Genomic DNA, 20,011 nt, shown 5'->3' on the forward strand with positions numbered 1-20,011 from the left:
GCAAAATCGCAATCGCAGCACGTCTTTTCGAAATCTCTTCTTACTTTCGATTCGTTATACTTATTATTTTGAGTATTGGTTGATTACGTGTCGTTCCTTCGATGCCTGGTCTCAGGCGGTTTTTCGCACTCCAAGCAATGCGCGTGGCAAGATCACCAGATCAGGATTGCGACAAGCGTCGAAATGAGCAGGCCGCACATCACCGGCAAGATCAGATGACGCACAGCCTGCAACACCGGCACGCGCGCAAAACTGGCGACAGCCGCGAGCGCCGACCACGCCGTCAGCGTCTTGCCAGTCCACACCGCACCCATCTGACCGATTGCGGCAAGGGTCGATACATCGAGTCCGACTGCACGTCCCAGCGCGCCCGCCAGCGCGCCGGTCAACGGCAAACCTGCGAATCCCGATCCGTCGATGCCTGTGACCATGCCTGAAAAGAGGATGCCGTACGAAACGAAGAACTTGTCGTGCGGAATGATGTGTTCACACGCTTTCACGAGATCGGCAAGCAGGCCGGGCGCGGCTGTGCCTGCAGGCAAACCCAGGATCGGCGCCGCCGTCCCTGCAACGCCGATGAAGAAAAACCCGGCGATCGGCAGCACGGAGCTCATCGCGCGGAACGAAAACACGAAGCCTTCCGTGACGTGCTCGGCCGTGCTGCGGCATACTGAGTGATAATCGCGTGCGGCCGCGACGACCACCATCAGCAGAGCGGCAAGACCGCCGACCAGCGCCGCCGCTGCGTTACCGCTCGCACCTCTAAAGCCGGGTATCAGATGCGGCAACACCATATACGCGACAATGCCGAGAAACGCGACCGGCGTGACGATCGCGAAGCATCGCGACCACCGTTCCTGCGCGAGTGTCAGCAGATCGCGCTGTGATGTCGACGTGCGGACGAGCGCAGCACCATGACCGCCCGGCTGAACGATTGCCGCAGCGGCCTGCAGTGCGCCTCCCTGGACACCACGTCCGCCATGTCCACCTTCGTCGCCGGCCGACGCATGCTGCAGCTTTTCACGGCGAATGCGTGCACGGCTCGGCACATGACCTTGCGTCGATGAATTTGCGGTGATCTCGATGGCTTCCCAGCGCTCGAGATTTTCCAGGTCGGGAGCGACGATTTGGCGGCGAATCTTCAGATAGGCGATCAGGAATGCAATGCCACCCGTGATGAGCGACAGCAGCAATGCTTTGTCCGCGACTGCGGGCATGGCTACCGCAGCCGCTTTCGCGCTAATGCCCGGAGCAACCTTGATGACATAGTCCGACGACAGTGCCGTGCCCAGGCCTGCGATGCCTATACACATGGCCGCACCAAGCGGCGGCACGCCGGCATAGATTGCGGCGGGCAACAGAATGCCCGCAATCAGAGGAACAGCGGGCGTTGGCCAGAAGAACAGCGCGAGCACATAACTGACCGCGCCGAGCACGAAATAGCCGACATGCCCGTTGACCATTAGGACCTTGAACGGCTGGACCATCTTGACGTCGGCGTTGATGCGTTTTAGCGCATTGAGCAGTGCCGTCATCAACGAAATCACGAGAAAGATGTTGAACAGCTCGCGTGCTGCTGTCAGCGGCGCATAAAACACAGCTTCCAGCGCAGCCGACGTCTGTCCTGAATACGCCAGAACCGTGGCAAACGTGGCGATGATGGCTGGCGCGACGACATTCGCCCTGCATACCATCGTGCCGATGATCACGACGATGCCGCACAGATAGATCCAATGCGCGGGAGTCAGTACAACGTGGGGTTCCATTACGTCTCCAAGGTCGGCTATTACAATGTAACTTTTGCAAGTAAACGGTGTTCTGTATACTATGTTCCATGTGCGACGAAGACAACTGAAAATAAAACGGCGTTTACCCGCACTAACTCCGGGAGCTCTCCAGCCCAACGAAAGGCGACTTTCATGCGGTGGACGCGAGATGTCGTATCGCAACAAGGGAGTGCCACGGAAGACGGCAAATGGCAGAGTCGGCCGTATGCCATAGAAAGCATGCTGCCCACCACTGACGCGCTCATGGAGGGTTCAAACCGGGTTGTGGAAGGACGAACTTATTGACGCATGCCTATCTAAGGCGCCAATTTGGACGTGGCAGGAAATCCAGATAGTTGCTTAAGAGCACTCGCTTTTGACGTAACGCCCGTTGTCGCTTCCGGACACGGCCCCGCTCACACAAGCGGCTTCCACGCTAGACGTACGTAAAAATCCGAATCTTGAGAGCACCCCGAGTAACCGAGGCCGACTTGGTAGTACTCGTTGGCACCCGTACCAACCAGAACGGCACGGACACCTATGGGCTCTATCCGCGAACAGCTCGCTATATCCACATTGACATCGACGCCTCTGTCAAGTTGACGGGGGTAGACTGCCTGAGTGGCTCAAGCATAGTTATCATCCGATGTTGGCGCGGACAATCGTGAAGTGAGCTCGCGGGGTTCGGCACGGCAGTGTGCTGGAGGGTGCGCGAATTTGCCGACGCGCATTCCAGCAGCCGAAACGCTAGCGCGCCATCGCCGGTGCGGTGTCTTCGGCCACTGGTGCGGTCATTGATGCGGCATCAGGCGCCACATGAGACAGCTTCATCATGCGCGGCTGAAGCAGCAACGCGACGAGCCCGCTCCAGCCGGTCTGATGCGAAGCACCAACGCCGCGTCCGTTGTCGCCATGAAAGTACTCATGGAACAGGACGAGATACTGCGAACGCGGGTCGGCCTGGAGCAGCGGATAGGCCGCCATGACGGGGCGCACGCCGTATGCATCTTTGAGAAAGAGCGTGGTGACGCGCCGTGCCAGATCGTCAGCAATCTCACTTAGCGAAAAGCTGTTGCCCGATCCCGTCGGATATTCGACGCGAAACTCATCGCCGTAGTATCGATAGAACTCGTACAGCGACTCGATCAGCAAGTAGTTGACCGGCATCCAGACCGGCCCGCGCCAGTTCGAATTGCCGCCGAACGCGCGCGAGTCCGATTCGGCCGGTTCGTATTTGATGCAGAAGTCCACGCCGTCATGGTCGAAGAGGTACGGTGCATCGCGATGCACACGGGACAGCGCCCGCAAGCCGTGCTCGGAGAGAAACTCGTTTTCATCGAGCGCGCGTTGCAGCAGTGCTTTCATCCGGTGTCCGCGCAACATCGACAGCAACGTGGTGTTGCCCTTGCCGGGTTCGGTCCAGCGCGACACCAGCTTTGCCAGATTCGGCCGATGCTCAAGGAACCAGGCCAGCCGTTCGCGCAATCCCGGAAGATGACCGTACACCCGCTCCTCGAGCACGTGAACGGCGAAGAGCGGAATCAGCCCGACGATCGAACGAATGCGCATGGGCACACGGGTGCCGTCCGGAAGGTGCAATACGTCGTAGAAAAATTCGTCCTGTTCTTCCCATAACCCTGTGTTGCAGCCTTCGCTGCAACTGACCGCTTCCGCGATATACAGAAAGTGCTCAAAGAACTTCACCGCGATTTCTACGTACGCGTTGTTCGTCATCGCCAGTTCGAGCCCGATCTGCATGAGGTCGAGCGCGTAGGAGGCCATCCATGCCGTGCCATCGGCCTGATCGATGCGGCCACCGGTCGGCAGCGGCGAAGACCGGTCGAAGATGCCAACGTTGTCGAGCCCGAGAAAACCACCCTGAAAAATGTTGCGATCGTCGGCGTCCTTGCGGTTGACCCACCACGAGAAATTAAGCAGTAGTTTGTGGAACATGACTTCGAGAAACTCGTGATCGCCAACGCCGGTCACCTCGCGGTCGAGTTCGTACACACGCCACGTTGCCCACGCATGAACCGGCGGATTCGCATCGCCGAATGCCCACTCGTACGCGGGCAATTGCCCGTTCGGATGCATGTAGCGTTCCTTCACGAGCAGCAGCAACTGCTTCTTCGCGAAGTCGGGATCGATCATGGCAAACGCGGCCGCATGAAATGCGAGGTCCCACGACGCGTACCATGGGTACTCCCACTTGTCAGGCATCGACACGATGTCGCCATTGCACATGTGCCGCCAGTCCGCGTTGCGGCCGCGCCTGCGTGCTCTCGGTGGCTTCGGTTGGCCAGGGTCGCCGTCGTGCCAGCGTGTCACATCAAATTGGTAGTACTGCTTACTCCATAGCATGCCGGCGAGCGCCTGACGCTGCACGAGCCTTGCATCAGCGTCGGCGATGTCGTGCTGAAGCGCCGCATAGAATTCGTCGGCCTCCGCCAGCCGGCGCGCAAAGAGCGCTTCCATGTCGATCAGCGCGGCGTCCAGAGCCACAGTTGAGGAAGTTTCCGGACGCCAGCGCAAATACAGCACCGAGCGCTCATGAGGCGCGAGCTCCAGGCAGGTATGCGCGGCGGCGCGGGTGCCCCCGTCGCGCCGGATTGCGTGCTCGTCGCCGTCGATGAGGTAGTCGTTGAAGCCGTCCTTGAATGGCCCCGGACCCGCTCCTTCGAAGCCAAAAATGCGGCGCATATTCGTTTCGTTTTCGCAGAAGAGCCACTCGATCGGCTGCTGCGCCGACGCCGTCACGATCATTGTTCTGAGCGCGGGAGCGTGTGCGGGGTTATGTGCAATGACGCGTGCGCCTTCCCGTGCATTCGGCTCCAGCTTGAGCGACGGCTTGCCGGGCTTGCCCGACCACGCCCATCTGTTGCGCGCCCAGAATTGCGGCAACACATGAAGCGCCGCGCGTTGATCCGCGCGGTTTTCGACGGTAACGCGCATCACGATATCGTCGGGTGTGTGCTTCGCATACTCGACGCAGACGTCGAAGTAGCGGTCATCGTCGAACACGCCGGTATCGAGGATTTCATATTCGGGTTGATCGGCGCCGCGCCGCAGATTTTCGTCGATCAGATCCTGGTACGGGTATGCGTCGTGAGGATACTTGTACAGCATCTTCATGTACGAATGCGTCGGCGTGCCGTCAAGATAGAAGTAGAGCTCCTTTACGTCCTCGCCGTGATTGCCTTGCTCATTCGTTAACCCGAAAAGCCGTTCCTTGAGGATCGGATCGTGTCCGTTCCAGAGCGCGAGCGATACGCACCAGTCGAGCGGGTCGTTGCCGAATCCGGCAATGCCGTCCTCACCCCAGCGGTACATGCGGCTGCGCGCATGATCGTGTGGAAAATAGTCCCATGCAGTGCCGTGTTCGCTGTAGTCCTCGCGAACAGTGCCCCATTGCCGCTCGCTCAAATAAGGTCCCCAGCGGCGCCATTGATCGAGTTCCGGACCGTGAAGCCGGGCACCTTCCCTCGACTGGAGAAGATTGATTGCGCGTAGCGGTGGCATGGAACCTCCCGATTGCGTGTTGAAACTCGAGGCGATTATTGATCGAGGAATTCTGGTCCGGCTCCTTCGCAACCACACCTTGCGTGATGGCCCGCTGTAGAAGAGTACCGCGCCAGCGCAACCTGTTCAACGGGGCTGGCAGCCATTCCCCTATGCCGGCTGTGGCGACAAGCATAAGCCGCCAGTTCGAGCGCGATGGTGCGCAGGCTGCGACAACGCCAGCCGCTGCCCCGCACGCGTCAGGCTGCGCTCCTCAATGATCGCGTTGAAAACGCGCGGCAAGTTGAGGTCGACGTGGTCGATGGAGGTCATGATATTTGCCGCATTGATGGGCCTACCAATTTTAGATGAATTTGACCTATAAGCACCATCGGCCGACACTTCAATCCATAGCTAGCGTCACGGCCCTCCCCACTTTACTCAGGTGATCGATGAGCGATATCAATCCCACGGCCTCTCAGGTCATGGATACAAGCGCGCTCTACAAACGCGCGCAAACCGACCGCGTTTCGCCTTCGCTTTATAACGATCCGGCGATCTTCGAAGCCGAACTCGAACGCATCTTCTACAAGACGTGGATCTGGGTTGCGCATGAAAGCGAACTGCCGAAGCCGGGCGACTTTCGTACCACGACCATCGGGCGCCAACCGGTGATCGTGGTCCGCAACAAGAGCGGTGAAATCAATGTGCTCGAAAACCGCTGCCGCCATCGGGGCGCGACCGTCTGCGAGCAGCACAAAGGCAACGCGCGCGGCTTTACCTGCCCGTATCACAGCTGGACCTACGGACTCGACGGTGCACTGCGCGCATTGCCTTATGGCGATGGCTACGAGGGTATCGTCGACAAGACCGAACTGCCGCTGAAGAGCCTGCGTGTCGGCATCTATCACGGACTGATTTTCGCGAGCTTCGATCAGTCGATCGAACCGCTGGAGGACTTCCTGGGCGGGGCGAAACCGTGGATCGACCTGTTCATGAAACAAGGCGCGGGATTCCCGGTCAAGGCGAATGGCGAACACAAGTTCAAGTTCAAGGGCAACTGGAAGATACAGTTGGAAAACACGACCGACCTGTATCACTTCCCCATCGTCCACAAGTCGTGGATGAAGACCATCGACGACGAAACCGCTGCTGCGATCACCAGCTTCATGACCAGCGACAAAGCATTTTGCCGCTCGCTCGGCAACGGCCATAGTCTCGCCGTCCTGGTTCCCGAGATTGTCGACCTGGATGAAGACAACGGTGCACCGATCCCGACACGCTACGAGGCGCTGGCAGAGTCCTTGGCGAAGGACTATCCGCCCCATCAAGTAAGACGAATCGTTCGCTCGCTGATGGGCGTTGGCTTCAACCTGAACCTGTTTCCGAACCTGGCGTTGTCGATGGCATTTTTTCGCGTCCTGCGGCCGATCTCGGCGGAGGAGACCGAGATCCGTCATGTGGCGCTCGGCATGGACGGCGGCCCCGAGGAAGCAAACCGCGCCCGCTTGCGTGTGCATGAACATTTCCAGGGCCCGTTTGGTTTTGGCAGCCCCGACGACGCCGAAGCGTGGGAGCGCGTGCAGCGCGGCTCGCATGCGGGACCCGACGTACCCATCCTCGTCAATCGCGGATTGAACCGCGAAACCACGGCGGCGAACGGCGAGAAAACGGCGCACGCCACCGACGAAACCGGCATGCGCGCCGCGTACGCAAAATGGCGCGAGCTGATGGAGCAGCAATAACATGGACAATACCAACGCCCTCCTCATGCAACCAGCGTTCGCGAATGCCGTGCAGTTCATCTGGCGTGAAGCCGAGATTCTGGACCGGAAGGATTATCGTGCATGGCTGGATCTGTGGTCGCCCGACGGGTTTTACGTGGTGCCCATCGACCCGCTTGCGACCGACTTCGCGGCCACGCTGAACTACGCCTACGACGATGACACCATGCGCGCATTGCGCGTGCAGCGGCTGAGTTCGGGCTACTCGCCGTCCGTCACGGACGCCGCCCGCACGGTACGCACTGTGTCGCGCTTCACGATGTCGAGTGACTCGCCGGACACAGTCGACGTGCGCAGCGCTCAGGTCGTCGTCGCCTACAAGCGCGGGGTCAGCGCGCTGTTCGCGGCGGACGTGGAGCATCGCATTGATCTATCCGGCGATGAGCCGCGCATTGTGCAGAAGGTCGTGAGGCTGATCGATTCCACCGACGCACTCAACGCGATCGGGTTTTTGCTCTAGCTCGCTACACTGGCGGTCCGATAAAAATTTCAGGAGAACTCCATCATGGTGGACAACGTATCGTTGCCTCTGCGCGTACTGTTTTGCTGCGGCGTGACGCAGAATTTCTTCGACCTTCCGCGCGAGCAGATCGGCACGGTGTGGCAGGCATATGGTGTGATGTTGAAGAACATCGAAGCCATGGAAGGGGTCAAGGTCCTCGGCATCATGGACGACGACCGCGTGGTCGTGGGTCAGTCCGGCGGCGCGCCGTGGACCTTCTACATCATGGCCGACGTCGACAGCTTCGACATGGCGGCCGCCGTCTGCAACCTGTACCGGACCACTCCTGTGGGCGAATACAACCTGTGGCGCTACGGCAAGATCGAAGCTCGCATAGGCCGGGCGCTGACCGTGCCGAACCCGGCATGAACGAGACCCTGGCCGATCTGACTGCCCGGCTCGCCGTGCTCGAGGCTGAGCGCGCAGTACGCCGGACCATGATGCGATACATGGCGCTTTGCGATGTGCCATCGGGCGGCCGGCCGCACGAGACACTCGCTGAGCTATTCAGCGAAGACGCCATATGGGAAGGCGTCGGTCCCCAGTACGCAGAGAAGTTCGGCGCGCTCACCGGCCGCGAAGCGATCATCGGCATGCTGGCGCGCTATCTGCCGCCTACGCTGCATTTCAGTGTGAACACGCACTTCATGGCATCGGAGACTATCGATGTCGATGCTTTCGCAATGCATGCCGCCGGGCGCTGGATCATGTTGCAGGCATCGGGCTATGCGGCGGGCGGGGCCGAGCTGGTATCGGCGAGACTTGATGTGGATTTCGTGCCGGCTGCCGATGGCCGGCGCTGGCTCATCAGGCATTTCCGCACGCAACGCCTGTTCGATGCGCCCTGGCAGGTCCATCCCTCCACACCCAGCCCTTAGGGTCGCTTAGGCAATGAACGAATTCATCAGCGAATTTATGCTTGGCGACGCCGACGGGCCGAGCATTGCGCTCAAGGACACCATCGACGTCGCGGGGTATCCGACTACGGCGGCGAGCCGCGCGTTGTTGGACGCGCCTCCGGCGCAGAGTCACGCTGAAGTGGTGGACCGCTTGCTCGTGCAGGGTTGGCGCGTGGTCGGCAAAACCAACATGCACGAACTGGCGTTCGGCATGACCGGCATCAACGACTTCACCGGCACGCCCGAGAATCCGCAGGACGAAACGCGTATTCCGGGCGGTTCGTCAAGCGGCTCGGCTGCAGCGGTCGGGTTGCATCTGTCGTGCGCGGCGCTGGGCACCGACACAGGCGGCTCGGTGCGTGGTCCCGCTGCCTGCTGCGGCGTGATCGGCATGAAGCCGACGTTCGGGCGCGTGTCGCGACGCGGCGTGGCGCCGGCACAAAGCACGCTCGATTGCGTCGGACCGTTTGCGCGCGAGATGCTGACATTGATCGATGTGATGGCGGCTATCGCGCCCGGCTTTAATGAACACGTGGCGAACACGGTGCCGCCGTCATCGATCAGGATCGGCATAGTGTCCGCCGATGCAACCCGTGAAATCAACGACGCCGTGGCGAACGCTCCGTCGCTCGCGGGCTTCACATCGCAGGGCATCGAGTTGCTCAACCTGCGCGCCGCGTTCGATGCGGGCCTGACCGTGATCAACGCCGAAACGTGGGCCGCGTTCGGGCATCTGCTCAATACGGGCAAGCTCGGTGCAGATCTGGATGCACGCTTGCGGATGGCGTCGAAGACGACAGAGGCTGATCTTGCCGTTGCTGAATCGGTGCGCGCCCGCTTTACCGCGGAGGTCGATCATGCATTGCAGAACGTCGATGTCATCGTGCTGCCGACACTCCCCGCACTACCGATTACACTGGAGGCGGCGAGAAACGGTACGCCGGTGATCGCCATGTCGTCGTTGATCCGGCCATTTAATCTCAGCGGTCATCCAGCGCTCAGCCTGCCCTTGCCGATTGCCGGTTCGCCCCTGCGAGCAGGTTTGCAGATCGTCGGACGCAAGGGTGAGGACGAACTCGTTTGCGCTCTCGCCGCGCGTTTTGAAGCTTGTTTTGAAGCTTATTCTGAAGGTATGTTCGTTCAATGATCGAAAACAGCATGACGGACAGGGTAGTCCTGGTAACAGGTGCGGCGCGAGGTCTGGGCGCAGTCATTGCGCGGCGCTTTCACGCATCGGGATATCGCGTGGCGATCGGCGATATTGCGTTCAACGCCGCGCAAGAACTGGCGAGCGAACTCAGCGCCGATCATTCAAGCGCGTTTGCGTTGAACCTCGACGTGACATCGAAGGACGATTTCAGCGCCGCGCGCGATGCGATCCTGAACAAGTGGCAACGCATTGACGCGTTGGTCAACAACGCGGGCGCCTCGAAGGTCGTGCCGGTAATGGAAATCACCGAGGAGCAATTCGATCACGTCATCAACGTGAATCTGCGCAGCGTGTTATTCGGCTGCCAGGTTTTCGGCCAGCATTTCGCCGATGCAGGCGGCGGGCGCATCGTTAATATCGCATCGCTCGCGGGGCAGAATGGCGGCTCTGCAACGGGCGCGCACTACGCGGCATCGAAGGGTGGCGTCATTACGCTCACCAAGGTCTTTGCGCGTGACCTCGCCTCGCGCGGCGTCACGGTCAACGCCATTTCGCCCGGCCCGATGGACTTGCCCATCGTTCATGAAAGCGTGCCCGCCGAGAAGTTGAACGCGGTCATTGCGAGCATTCCAGGCGGACGTCTTGGCTCGGCCGATTACGTCGCCGATGTGGCCGTCACGCTCGCCGCAGAGAATGCCTACTTTGCGAACGGGGCATGCTGGGATGTGAACGGCGGCTTGTTCATGCGCTGAGGTTGGTGTTTTCAGAAGGCGACGAAACCGCGTTGGCGCCGTCGCCTTTTCCCTGTTAAACCGGCTTGCCTTCACTCGATGCCCAGTTCGGCATCAACGTATTCGTCGGCAAGGTTTCATCGATCATTTTCTTCGCCGTCTGAATGCCCGCGACCGGCAAGCCTGTCGGATCGAGCGCGCCGATCTGTACCAGCACCGAGGCCTGGTCCCAGTAAATATGCTCGTTGTACAGCTTGTCGCCACGAAAACAGATGACCGCCAGCATGGGCACTTCGAAGTATTTCCCGGTTGGTTTCAGACCCGGCAAGAGCCAGTCGATTTCCCGATCGTGCGTCGCGCAGAACACAAATTCGTCGACCACACGATCCGAGCCGATCGTGCGCGACACCGGAATAAGCCGCGTATCGGCCGGATTCGAATCGACGAAATGGTACTTGTAGAAACGCTTGAGCTGATCGTGGCCGACACCACCGGTCATCGTGGGAACGTGGTTGACGTAAGGCTGCGCCACCATGGTCGGCATCACGGCGTTGACGTCGCGCGTGCCGAATTCGTAGTAGCAATGCATCTCCCAAAGCTGGTTCAGGTCGTACACGGGGCCGAGCACTTTACGCAGCAACGTCATGGTGCGCGAGTACGCCATCATGGCCGCGGGTTTGTCGAAGTGCTCGCGCTCGGGCGTGGCGAATGCGTGATCGCAACCCGGATAGACATAGGTTTCGATCGACGCTTTTTGCTTCAGCGCCGCGATGATCTTTTCACGCGATGCCGCCGGTGTCATCACGTCGTTCTCGGCGAAATGGAAGATCATCGGGCAGTGGATCGCCGGGATCTTGTTCGTGTAGGCTTCGAGTCCAACGCCGTAATAGCTCACGGCGCAATCCACGTCGGTGCGCGCGGCTGCGAGCATCGCAAGACGGCCGCCCAGGCAATAGCCGATGGCGCCAACCTTGCCCGCCTGCTCCGGCAACGCGCGAATCGCAGCGATGGTCGCGGCAATATCGTTGACCGCGTTCTCCTCGTCGAGCCTTTCGTTGTAACCGAGCGCCTCCTTGAAATCCGCGTCGCTGTAGCCAAGCTCCACGCCCGGTTTCATGCGCCAGAATAAATCGGGAACGAGCACCACATAACCTTCCTCGGCATATCGGTCGGCCATCGATTTCATATACCCATTGATGCCGAAAATCTCCTGCAGCAACACGAGGCCGGGACCCGACCCTTGTGCCGGCTTCGCGAGATACGCCGCGAACTGGCCGCCGTCCTGCGCTGTCACCTGGATTGTCTGACCGCTCATCATCTCTCCTCCGTCCATGTTCAAAGATAGCCCGCGAACTGCTTCTGCACCGCATCGCGATCGGCTGCGAGACCCGCACTGACGCCTTGCGCCATGGCGCCAACATACACCTCGTCGGGACCATTCGCGAGCGCGGCGAACACGGCGTCGTCCACTTCGGTTACCGAAAGCTTAGGCGGCGGAAAGTCACGGCTCATGTCGGTATCGATAGCGCCGGGCAGTACGCCGAGCACCCGCACATGATGTTCCGCGAGTTCTGCACGCAGGCATTCCGTCATGCGCAACGCCGCCGCCTTCGACGCACACAGGGAACCCATCATGGGCAACCCGACGCGCGCGAGAATAGACAGCATGTTCACGACCGCGCCGCGATTGGCGATCAACGCGGGCGTGAACGCGCGGCACATGCTGAGCGTGCCGAAGTAGTTCACTTCCATTTCGGCGCGGGCAGCGGAGTCGTCGCGGGGAAGAATGGCCCGATCGAGCCGGTTAATGCCGGCGTTGTTGATCAGCAGCGTGACATCGCCTGCTATTGCCGCCGCTTGCGCCACCTGCACGGGGTCCGTGATGTCGAGCGTGATCGGGATAACCCGTGAATCGCCCGTCTCAACCGTGCCGCCATCGCGCGCGGCGGCATACACCTTGCGCGCGCCGCCTTCGAGCAGGCTCGCGACAAAGCGCGCGCCCAAGCCGCGATTGGCGCCTGATACGAAGGCGACGGAATCTTCAATCTGCATCGCATGCTCCTGGTTTGATAGGGACTTGAATCGAAGGACTCAAATCACTTGCGCTTGTATTCGACCGGCAGGATATAGCCGCTATCGAAAGTCTTCACATCAAGATTCGATCGATACGCAATCGTGGTCACCGCCTGGAGCAAGGGCACGACCCACGACTTCTCCGATGCTTCCTGACTCAGCGCACGATACCCCGCCATGCGCTTGTCGTCATCGACTTCAGTCATCAGGGCCTCCACGCGCGGCGCGAGTGCGTCGTCTTTCCACGCGGAGAAACGCAGGCGCGGATCAAGAATGCGGCCCGTATAGTTCTCAGGGTCGCCGGTCGAATTGGCCCAGCTATAGAGCAGCACGCCGCTCATCTTGGTCGCCTGGATCTCGCCGATGACCTTCGCCATGGTGGTCTGCGTCAGGTCGGCCTGGATGCCGACGCGCTGCCACATGCCGGCAATGGCGCGCGCCATGTCGTAGTCGCTCGGGAACGTGCCGTTGGTCGTGAGGAACGGCACCTTCACGGGTTTGTTCGGGCCGTACCCCGACTTCGCAAGCGCCGCGAGCGCGCGCTGCGGATCGAAGCCGATCTTGAATCCGGGCACGTCCGCGGGTGAACCGGGCGTAGCCGTGACCGACAACGGCACCGCTTCGCCGCCGTAGAATGCCTTGGACAGCGCTGCGGTATCAATCGCGTAATGCATGGCTGCCCGCACGTTTTCGTCGTCGAATGGCTTGACGTAGTTCGGCATGCGAAGCATGTAGATCTCGCTGTACGGATAGATCTTCGTGGTGATGCCAGGCGTCTTCGCCAGGCGCTGCGCCTCGCGCAACGGAATCTGCACGGCCACCCCCGCGCGGCCGGACTCTACCGCGGCCACCCGCGCCGACGGCTCAGTCGCAATCTGGAACGTCACATTCCTGATCGCGGGAACACCGCCCCAGTATTTATCGAAGGCTTCGAGCACGATGCGCGAACCGCGCTGATAGTCGACCAGCTTGTAGGGCCCGGCGCCAATTGGCTTGGCCAGGAAACCGTCGACGCCGACCTTCTCCATGTACGCCTTCGGCACAATGTAGCAAGCGAGGAACGCGAGATAGATCGGGGCGGCCGGCGTCGGTTTGCTATACACCAGCACAGCGCGCGTGGGCGAAATGATCTCGACGTCCTTCAGCGTCTGGAACATGCCGCCAACCGCCAGTTTCTTGTCGGCGGACGGACGATCGTGAAGGCTGTATTTCAGGTCGGCGGTCGTCAGCTTCGAGCCGTCATGAAACAGGATGTCGTCGCGCAACGTGACTTCGAGCCGCTGGTCAGCCGTGTCCTGCCACTTCCATGCCGTGATCTGGCGGGCTTCCAGTTTCAGCTTGGGCGAGTAGCGCAACGGGGAATCGAAAACCGTCTCGTAGATGGACTGCGCCTGCGGCACCGTAATCGCCGTCGGATCCCAGGTTGGCACGTCGGAGATGTACGCAATGTTCAATATGTCGTCGCTTGACGAACCCTGTGCACGCGCTAAGTCCCACGGCAGTATGAGGCCGGCCCCTGCGGCCAGCGAACCCAACAACCATTGCCTGCGCTTCGCGTCGATCTCGAAACTGTCCATCGAAAACTCCTGTAATCCGGCATCCCGCCGGATGAAGATGCGCAAAAGCGTGCCGCGACCTGACTCGCAGCACGCGTAAAGATAAATTATTGCCGCTCAGAAACGATGACGCAGCCCCAATCGCACTTCAATCTGGTTAGGCGTGCTCGAGCGCTGCAAGACCGGCGCGAGATCGGCGTATTGAGCGTCGCCGGCGGCGTGCATGTAAGTGGCCTGCAAGTAAGTATCGGTACGTTTGGAGAGGAAGTAGTCCACGATTGCATCCACGTTGTGATACTTCGGCTTCTGCGACGTCGCCGAGACCTGGCCTTCCGTATAGCTGTACCCGGTGCCGAGTTGCAAGGACGGTGTCACGAAGTAGCTCGCCACGATTTCAAAAATATTGAACGAGACATGCCCGCTGATGTTTGCGCCGACCGTGGGGTCCAGTCCGAGGAATTTCGTGTTCGTATAGTCGGCGCTGATTTTTGCGTTGCCGAACGAATACTGCCCGCTGATACCGAACGACTGATACTTCGACGCAGCCAGCCCATAGTTGCCATCGACCGTGTTCGTCGCTGTCCACACGCCTTCGGGCACAGCTTCAGACGGGTGATCGATCGATGTGTAAGCCGCTGCCAGTGCGACCGGGCCGCCCGCGTATTTCACGCCGACCGACTTGACCGCGTCGCGGTTGGTCGCGCCCGCCACATTCCCGAACCCGTACAACGCCGACGCCTGGATCCCCGAGATGATCGGCGAGGTGTATCGGACAGCATTGTTGACGCGAAAGTCGATGCCGGTGTTGTCCAGATCGCCAGGGTGCGGGAACAGGATGCCCCAGTTGCCGTTCGCGGTGTACAGGCCCACGTAGTCGCCCATCATTTCGTTTTGACGGCCAAGCGTGACCGTTCCCAAGGTCTTGCTCGACAAGCCAACATAAGCGCCGCGGCCGAATTCGCGGCCTTGTTGGCCCAGCTTCCCCGAGTTGATGTCGAAGCCGTTCTCGAGCCGGAAGATCGCCGACAACCCCCCTCCCAGATCTTCCGCACCCTGAAGCCCCCAGCGGCTGCCCTGCGAAATGCCGCTTTGCATCTGATAGGCTTTCGCGCCAAGCTGATTGTTCGAGAATGTCAGCCCTTCGTCGATGATCCCGTACAGCGTCACGCTGCTTTGAGCGCACACAGAGCCACTCGCGCACAACGCGGCGAGCGATGCAGCAATAAGAGGTGTTTTCACTTGGGTTCCGTTGGAGATCGTGGGTGGATGACGCGCGAACGTTTATGGAATCATCAACATTCTGAATTCAGATTATTTCAGCAAAAATTGGACGTCAAGAACTTGCCAAAAATGTTTTTTCGAGGAAAGTGCGGGAAAGACTGGGACGCTCAGTCAATGGATCGAGATTGTTCGCGCCGCTCGACGTGATCCGCATGAAACGGAATATGATGGACGCGATGTTTGCTAGCCATCGGGTAACGTGATCGCGGCATGGATCCAATAAAAGTGCCGTCAGTAGGCCATCTTTGCACCTAAACAGCGCTTTTTTCGATCAAGCGTCCTTGGCTACTCTGGGTGACACGGCCGGTTTTGAACTGTCGAAGGATACCGGCGAACATCGCTGCACCGCAGCGAACTTGTCCTGCAGGCTACACGCTCCGGCACGATCGCTTTTCGCACCAGTACAACGCACTGCACATGATCCTTGACATGCGAATTTTCTGAATTCAGTATTCTTCAATAACCGCCCTCGATTCCAAGGAGCATGTCTTGACCGAACTCACCGCGAATCCAATGCGGCTCGCTCACGCGTTCAAGCTTGGCGTCTTTGCAGCAAACGCGGATCGTGGCCTCTCGTTCACGACCGTGCCCGAGCAATGGCGCGCGACGTGGGACGACGTGCAGCGCGCTGCCGTCGCGGCCGATCAAGGCGGCATGGACTTCTTCCTGCCCATCGCGCGATGGCGTGGTTTCAGCGGCACCACGCATGTTCGCGAGTGGTCATTCGAGACCTTCACGTTCGCCGCTGCGCTTGCGGCGGTGACGCGTCGCATGGCGTTATTTTCGACGGTTCACGTGCCGCTCGTGCATCCGCTGTATGCGGCGAAAGCGCTGGCGACCATTGACCATGTCAGCCATGGCCGCGTGGGACTGAATATTGTGTGCGGATGGAACCCGGATGAATTCGACATGTTCGGCGTGAAGCTGAACCCGGAGGCTTATAAGCAGGCGGCGGAATGGTCCGAGATCCTGATGAAGCTCTACACGTCGGCCGAGCCCTTTGATTTCGAGGGCGAGTTCTATCATCTGAAGGGGGCTATTTCACGGCCCGTGCCATTGCAGGTACCTCGTCCGGTGACGATGAACGCCGCGTTCGGTGCGCCGGGACGCGACTTCGCCGCGAAGTATTGCGATTATCTGTTCACCACGTTTTCGGAACTCGACGCCGGCCGCGAACACGTCGCGGATATTCGTGGCCGTGGGCAAGCGGCGGGACGCAACATTGGCGTGTACACGGTGGCACATGTGGTGTGTCGTGAAACCGGTCAGGAGGCGCAGGATTACTACCATCGCTATTCCGTGGAACACACCGACGAAGCCGCGCTCGACTATCACATGAAGCAGAAGAAGGGCTTCAGCAACAGTCACGACGACCGGGCGTTCACCGAATATAGACAGCGTTTTGCAGCCGGGACCGGCAGCTTTCCACTAGTTGGTACCCCGGTTCATATAGTAGATCAACTCATCAAGATCCACGAGAGCGGCTTTGCCGGTGCGGCCCTCACGTTCGTGAATTACGCCGATGAACTGCCCTTTTTCTGCGAGCAAGTCATGCCCCTGATGCGCGAAGCAGGTTTGCGCAACGACTCCGACTGACTCTCTCGTTACCGGATTTATTTGAATCCAGCGCTTTGTCTGAACGGGCATGACACGCTCGTTCGGGAAACGCTCGTCCGAACGCTTTACATCACTCTCGCCCCATGTCACTGACCTCCCCCTATCTCGCGTTCAAGCAAACTGCACTGCAGTATCCCGACAACGACTTTCTGTATATTCCCGCCTCCGCTCGCAAGCATTACGCAACGCCCGAAGCACTCACGTTGAAATACGGCGAGACGCTGGCACGGATCGATGCACAGGTCGAACGCTATCGCGATGCGGGTTATCGCGCGGGCATGCGCGTGGCGTTATTGCTCGAGAACCGGCCTGAGTTCTTCGTTCATTTCTTCGCACTCAATGCACTCGGCGTCAGCGTGGTTCCGCTCAACACCGACTCGCGTCCACATGAAATAGCGTACGTGGCTGAACACAGCGAGATCGTGCTGGCGATTGGGATTGATACGACGAAGCCGCTCCTGCTTGCCGCGCTCCAGGACAAAGTCCCCGTTGCCGATGCAAGCGCCTCTGTGTTGCCGAGGATCGAAGCCGCTGGCCGCATGGCGACCGCACCGTCCCTGGACGATGAATGCGCCATTCTTTACACGTCCGGGACCACGGGCAAGCCCAAAGGCTGCATTCTCGATAACCGCTACTTCTTGTCCATTGGCGAGCTTTACATTACGGAAGGCGGCTTGTGCGAAGTCCGTCCAGGCGCCGAGCGTTTGATTACACCGCTGCCGCTATTCCACATGAATGCGCTCGCCTGCTCCACCATGGCCATGGTGTTGTCGGCCGGCTGCGTGATCCAGCTCGACCGGTTTCATCCACGAAGCTGGTGGGCCGATGTGGAGACAAGCGGCGCGACAATCGTCCACTATCTCGGCGTCATGCCTGCAATTTTGCTAGGCATGGAAGCCGATCAAGCCGTCACGCATTCGGTACGATTCGGCTACGGCGCGAACGTCGATCCGAAACATCAGCAGGTGTTTGAGCAGCGCTTCGGCTTTCCGCTCGTTGAAGGGTGGGCCATGACCGAAACCGGCGGTGCCCTGGTGATCGCATCGAGCCGCGAACCACGCCACGCAGGCACGCGATGTTTCGGCCGGCCGCGCTCAGGCATGGAAGTGAAACTCGTCGATGCCGAGTGCAACGAAGTCGAGAGCGGCGTGCCGGGTCACATGCTGGTGCGCCGGGACGGACCCAATCCGCGTCTCGGCTTTTTCCGCGGCTATCTGAAAGACGATGCCGCAACCGAAGCCGCATGGCAGCACGGCTGGTTCCATACCGGCGATATCGTGCGCCGCGACGACGACGGCAGCCTTCATTTCGTCGACAGGCAGAAGAACATCATCCGTCGATCGGGGGAGAATATCGCGGCACTGGAAGTGGAAGCGTGCCTGCTTGATCATCCCGATATACGCCAGACCGCCGTGATTGCCGCACCCGATTCTTTGCGCGATGAAGAAGTGATGGCCTGCGTGATCGTGTCGCCGGGAACGGTGCGCGATGAAACGACCGCACGGGCGTTGCAGGTGTGGTGCCTGGAACGCCTCGCGTATTACAAGGCGCCGGGTTATGTCGCGTTCGTGGACGCATTGCCGGTGACATCGACGAACAAGGTGCAGAAAACGCAGCTCGCCGCGTTCGGTGCAGACCCGTTGAATGCGCCGGAATGCTTTGACTTGCGCTCGTTCAAGAAGCGGGTAAGTTAGTCGCTGGAACCGACAATGGCGCCGTCGCTTTCGACACGAAGCGAGACGACGGCGCCCGGTGTGACCAAGAGCTCAAGCCGCGCAATGACACGTGGCCCAGCATGAGTCAGCACCGTTGCAATGTACGCAACATCCCCACCCGCCTTCCCCGCCCGATGATGCAAGGCAGTAACGTCTTCAACGCTGCCTTTGCAAGCCTCCACCTCGACGAATTCATCGCACCCGCACGACGGGCACAGCAAGCGCCGGGGAAAATCGACCTGAGCACACGCGACGCAGGCGAATACATTCATTGCGCGGCTCCCCGTTCGAGCACCACCGCATTCGCACACATGCCGTATCGATACTGCACCATGCCGTAACCGCTCACCGCCGCGAAACGCGCATCGTCAACCTGGCGCGCACCGGCTTCGTGACGCAACTGGATGACCGCTTCGACAAGCCCATGCATGCCCGCCGCAGCCCCCGCCTGTCCCGCCGACAATTGGCCGCCCGACGTATTCACCGGCAAACGACGTGGCGCAATTCGGTCGTGGATCAACGTGTGCAGGCTGGGCTGGTCATCGGCGAATCCGAGGTCAGTGAGTTGCGCGAGGATCATCGACGGATAGTCGTCGTAGACCGAGACGAGGTTCATATCGGCAGGCTGGAGGTTGGCGTCGCGCCAGAGGGAATCGCGTATGCTTGCAAGACCGGTGACAAGCCCGTCGCCATGCTGATGATCGACGTTATACGCCGCGCGCAACGCGCGAATGCGAACCGGAGAACGCTTAGCACAACGATGGGTCGACGAGGTCAGCACAATTGCATTCGCTCCCGATACGACCGGCACGCAATCGAAACGACATAACGGTTCTGCTACGAGCGGCGCAGCAAGATAGGTTTCGAGCGTCAACGGTTCACGGTAAACGGCCCGTGGATTCATCGACGCCCACTCGCGTTGCGCGATGCACAGCGCCGCGTAGTCCTCGCGCGTCAATTGCGAGGCGCGCATCTGGCGTTGCGTGAGCATCGCGAACACGGGGTTCGGGCCGCCCGTGTTCAACGGCCGCAGATGCGTCCGCGTGGTCACGTTGTAATTCTCGACGAGCGACGTAAAATCCGCCGCCTCGAAATGATCGCCGCTGACCAGGACGATCACGCTTGCGTCGCCGGCCTGGATGGCACGCGCCGCATGCTGCAACAGGTTGATCCCACTTGCGCCGCCGTGACAGTCGTCCATGCACCAGCCCACGCGCAAACCGGCGCGCCACGCGAAGTCAATCGCGTGATCGGGTGGTAGGGTGAACGACGCAACGCCAAGACCGTCAACTTCATTTGCCGACAAATCGGCTTGCAAAAGCGCAGCCTTCAATGCCTGAGCGAGCAAACCTGCTGTGCTCGTGCCGGCCGCCGCATGGCGGGTGTAGGGCACTTCGACCGCGGCCACGATCGACACGCCTGAGAAGTCGTTCATCACG

The 20,011-nt window shown here is 60.1% G+C and carries 16 protein-coding genes and 1 pseudogene; 8 read left to right on the top strand and 9 right to left on the bottom strand.

The features are described from left to right. Positions 1 to 152 precede the first annotated feature (152 nt). From SBC1_RS36620 to SBC1_RS36630, 3 genes and pseudogenes are all read right to left on the bottom strand, one after another. Complete coding sequence (locus SBC1_RS36620; RefSeq protein WP_165107282.1) at positions 153 to 1,766, bottom strand: hypothetical protein; 1,614 nt, start codon at positions 1,764 to 1,766, stop codon at positions 153 to 155. Between the two features lie 747 nt (positions 1,767 to 2,513). Then, a complete protein-coding gene (locus SBC1_RS36625; protein WP_165989205.1) occupies positions 2,514 to 5,285 on the bottom strand; it encodes a glucosidase in 2,772 nt (923 codons plus the stop codon). A 201-nt stretch (positions 5,286 to 5,486) separates the two neighbouring features. Continuing rightward, a pseudogene (locus tag SBC1_RS36630) lies at positions 5,487 to 5,597 on the bottom strand (LysR family transcriptional regulator); the annotation flags it as partial. A 119-nt stretch (positions 5,598 to 5,716) separates the two neighbouring features. On the opposite strand from SBC1_RS36630, the gene SBC1_RS36635 reads away from it, so the two are divergent. Genes SBC1_RS36635 through SBC1_RS36660 form a run of 6 tightly spaced genes read left to right on the top strand, consistent with a single transcriptional unit; the run spans position 5,717 to position 10,351 of the window. Continuing rightward, positions 5,717 to 7,009, top strand: a complete 1,293-nt coding sequence (locus SBC1_RS36635) for an aromatic ring-hydroxylating dioxygenase subunit alpha (protein WP_165107284.1) — start codon at positions 5,717 to 5,719, stop codon at positions 7,007 to 7,009. Position 7,010: 1 nt separating this feature from the next. Beyond that, positions 7,011 to 7,508, top strand: a complete 498-nt coding sequence (locus tag SBC1_RS36640) for an aromatic-ring-hydroxylating dioxygenase subunit beta (protein WP_165107286.1) — start codon at positions 7,011 to 7,013, stop codon at positions 7,506 to 7,508. A gap of 45 nt (positions 7,509 to 7,553) precedes the next feature. Then, entirely contained in the window at positions 7,554 to 7,919 is a 366-nt protein-coding gene (locus SBC1_RS36645; protein ID WP_165107288.1) for a hypothetical protein, read from the top strand. Beyond that, positions 7,916 to 8,428 (top strand): nuclear transport factor 2 family protein, encoded by a 513-nt coding sequence (locus tag SBC1_RS36650; RefSeq protein WP_165107290.1) that lies wholly within the window; start codon positions 7,916 to 7,918, stop codon positions 8,426 to 8,428. The genes SBC1_RS36645 and SBC1_RS36650 overlap by 4 nt, the downstream gene beginning before the upstream one ends. A 13-nt stretch (positions 8,429 to 8,441) precedes the next feature. Next, a complete protein-coding gene (locus tag SBC1_RS36655; RefSeq protein WP_165107292.1) occupies positions 8,442 to 9,596 on the top strand; it encodes an amidase in 1,155 nt (384 codons plus the stop codon). A gap of 11 nt (positions 9,597 to 9,607) precedes the next feature. After that, entirely contained in the window at positions 9,608 to 10,351 is a 744-nt protein-coding gene (locus SBC1_RS36660) for an SDR family NAD(P)-dependent oxidoreductase (RefSeq protein WP_165107295.1), read from the top strand. A gap of 55 nt (positions 10,352 to 10,406) precedes the next feature. Here the strand turns inward: SBC1_RS36660 and SBC1_RS36665 are convergent, their stop codons facing one another. From SBC1_RS36665 to SBC1_RS36680, 4 genes are all read right to left on the bottom strand, one after another. Next, positions 10,407 to 11,645 (bottom strand): dienelactone hydrolase family protein, encoded by a 1,239-nt coding sequence (locus SBC1_RS36665; RefSeq protein ID WP_165107500.1) that lies wholly within the window; start codon positions 11,643 to 11,645, stop codon positions 10,407 to 10,409. Between the two features lie 20 nt (positions 11,646 to 11,665). Next, positions 11,666 to 12,382: an SDR family oxidoreductase gene (locus SBC1_RS36670; RefSeq protein WP_165107297.1), complete on the bottom strand. Its 717-nt coding sequence runs from the start codon at positions 12,380 to 12,382 to the stop codon at positions 11,666 to 11,668. A 44-nt stretch (positions 12,383 to 12,426) separates the two neighbouring features. Further along, the gene (locus SBC1_RS36675; protein WP_165107299.1) at positions 12,427 to 13,980 is read right to left on the bottom strand and encodes an ABC transporter substrate-binding protein; all 1,554 of its coding nucleotides are present in this window, start codon (positions 13,978 to 13,980) and stop codon (positions 12,427 to 12,429) included. A 96-nt stretch (positions 13,981 to 14,076) separates the two neighbouring features. Beyond that, positions 14,077 to 15,198, bottom strand: coding sequence for a porin (locus tag SBC1_RS36680; RefSeq protein ID WP_165107301.1), 1,122 nt, complete (start codon positions 15,196 to 15,198; stop codon positions 14,077 to 14,079). A gap of 555 nt (positions 15,199 to 15,753) precedes the next feature. On the opposite strand from SBC1_RS36680, the gene SBC1_RS36685 reads away from it, so the two are divergent. Continuing rightward, on the top strand, positions 15,754 to 16,836 hold the full coding sequence (locus SBC1_RS36685; protein ID WP_165107503.1) for an LLM class flavin-dependent oxidoreductase: 1,083 nt from the start codon (positions 15,754 to 15,756) through the stop codon (positions 16,834 to 16,836). A 104-nt stretch (positions 16,837 to 16,940) separates the two neighbouring features. Then, entirely contained in the window at positions 16,941 to 18,551 is a 1,611-nt protein-coding gene (locus SBC1_RS36690; protein WP_165107303.1) for an AMP-binding protein, read from the top strand. On the opposite strand, the gene SBC1_RS36695 is transcribed toward SBC1_RS36690, so the two are convergent. Then, a complete protein-coding gene (locus tag SBC1_RS36695; RefSeq protein ID WP_165107306.1) occupies positions 18,548 to 18,844 on the bottom strand; it encodes a hypothetical protein in 297 nt (98 codons plus the stop codon). The genes SBC1_RS36690 and SBC1_RS36695 overlap by 4 nt on opposite strands. Then, complete coding sequence (locus SBC1_RS36700; RefSeq protein ID WP_165107309.1) at positions 18,841 to 20,007, bottom strand: thiolase family protein; 1,167 nt, start codon at positions 20,005 to 20,007, stop codon at positions 18,841 to 18,843. The genes SBC1_RS36695 and SBC1_RS36700 overlap by 4 nt, the downstream gene beginning before the upstream one ends. Between the last annotated feature and the right edge of the window lie 4 nt (positions 20,008 to 20,011).

The sequence above is a fragment of the Caballeronia sp. SBC1 genome (assembly GCF_011493005.1).
Taxonomy (GTDB): domain Bacteria; phylum Pseudomonadota; class Gammaproteobacteria; order Burkholderiales; family Burkholderiaceae; genus Caballeronia.